Genomic DNA, 1256 nt, shown 5'->3' with positions numbered 1-1256 from the left:
GGCTCGGGCCACATCCATAACGATGTCGCTGGGTGGAGAAATCGCCAAGAAAGTCCGCCTTTTACCGGTTTTCCCTGACCAGACCATGCCTCAACAAGCTTGTGGCAGGCTTGCGGGAAGGAGAGGGAGCGGAGTGCGGGGATCGGATCGAAGCTGCCGGCCGAGGGTGGGATTTCCGCCTCAGCCTCACTCCTTGACCGCCCCCGTCATCGAGGAGACGTAGTGCTCGACAAAGAATGAATAGAGCACCACCACCGGCAGGGAGCCGATCAGCGCGCCTGCCATCAGGGCTCCCCATTCATAGACGTCCGAACGTACGAGTTCGGTAAGCACGCCGACCGGCACGGTTTTGTTTTCGGACGACTGGATAAAGGTCAAGGCGTAGATGAATTCGTTCCATGACAGGGTGAAGGCGAAGATGCCGGCGGAGATCAGGCCGGGCACCGACAGCGGCAGAACTATCTTGGTCAGGATTTGCCAGCGGCTCGCTCCGTCGATCAGCGCGCATTCTTCCAGTTCGAAGGGTATCGAGCGGAAGTAGCCCATCAAGAGCCACGTGCAGAATGGAATGAGGAACGTCGGATAGGTGAGGATCAGTGCGAACGGCGTATCGTAAAGGCCGAGGTTGAACACCATCACCGACAGTGGAATGAACAGAATCGAGGGCGGCACGAGATAGGCCAGGAAGATCGCCAAGCCGACCTGCCGCGCCCCGGAAAACCTCAAGCGTTCGATCGCATAGGCTGCGAACACCGCCGCCAGCAGCGACAGGAAAGTTGCGGCGGTCGAGATGATGATCGTGTTGAGAAGCCAACCCGGATAGGACGTCTCGAAGAGCAGATACCGAATATGCTCGAGCGTCGGATGGACGACCCAGAACGGGTTGAAATTGGCATAATCCGTCATCTCGAGATTGGGTTTCACCGCCGTGATCGTCATCCAGTAGAACGGGAACAGCAGCACGATGACGAAGATCAGGAGCGGCAGATAAACGGTCACCACGCGCCGGGGCAGGCTCTGAAGATAGCCCATGCCGCCTTCATCCGTGTTCGGACGGTTGCTCGTTTCGATCGCGGCCATGTCAGTCTCCACCGCCCTGCTGCCATTTACGACGTTGCAGCCCGAAATAGCTGAAAAGGATCGCCGCAAGCAGGAACGGGATCATCGCCACCGCGATCGCGGCTCCCTCGCCAAGCTGGCCGCCGGAAATGCCGCGCTGGAACGAGAGCGTCGCCATCAGATGGGTGGCATTCACC

1 protein-coding gene and 1 pseudogene are annotated in these 1256 nt (G+C 59.1%); both read right to left on the bottom strand.

Annotated features, from left to right (window positions below):
• Window positions 1-186: 186 nt before the first annotated feature.
• Complete coding sequence (locus EN994_RS32085) at window positions 187-1080, bottom strand: carbohydrate ABC transporter permease (RefSeq protein WP_013529760.1); 894 nt, start codon at window positions 1078-1080, stop codon at window positions 187-189.
• Between the two features lies 1 nt (window position 1081).
• Window positions 1082-1256, bottom strand: a pseudogene (locus EN994_RS32080) (sugar ABC transporter permease); the annotation flags it as partial.

Source organism: Mesorhizobium sp. M7A.F.Ca.CA.002.09.1.1 (assembly GCF_003998555.1).
GTDB lineage: Bacteria > Pseudomonadota > Alphaproteobacteria > Rhizobiales > Rhizobiaceae > Mesorhizobium > Mesorhizobium ciceri.
This window is presented reverse-complemented; position numbering and strand designations above follow the sequence as displayed.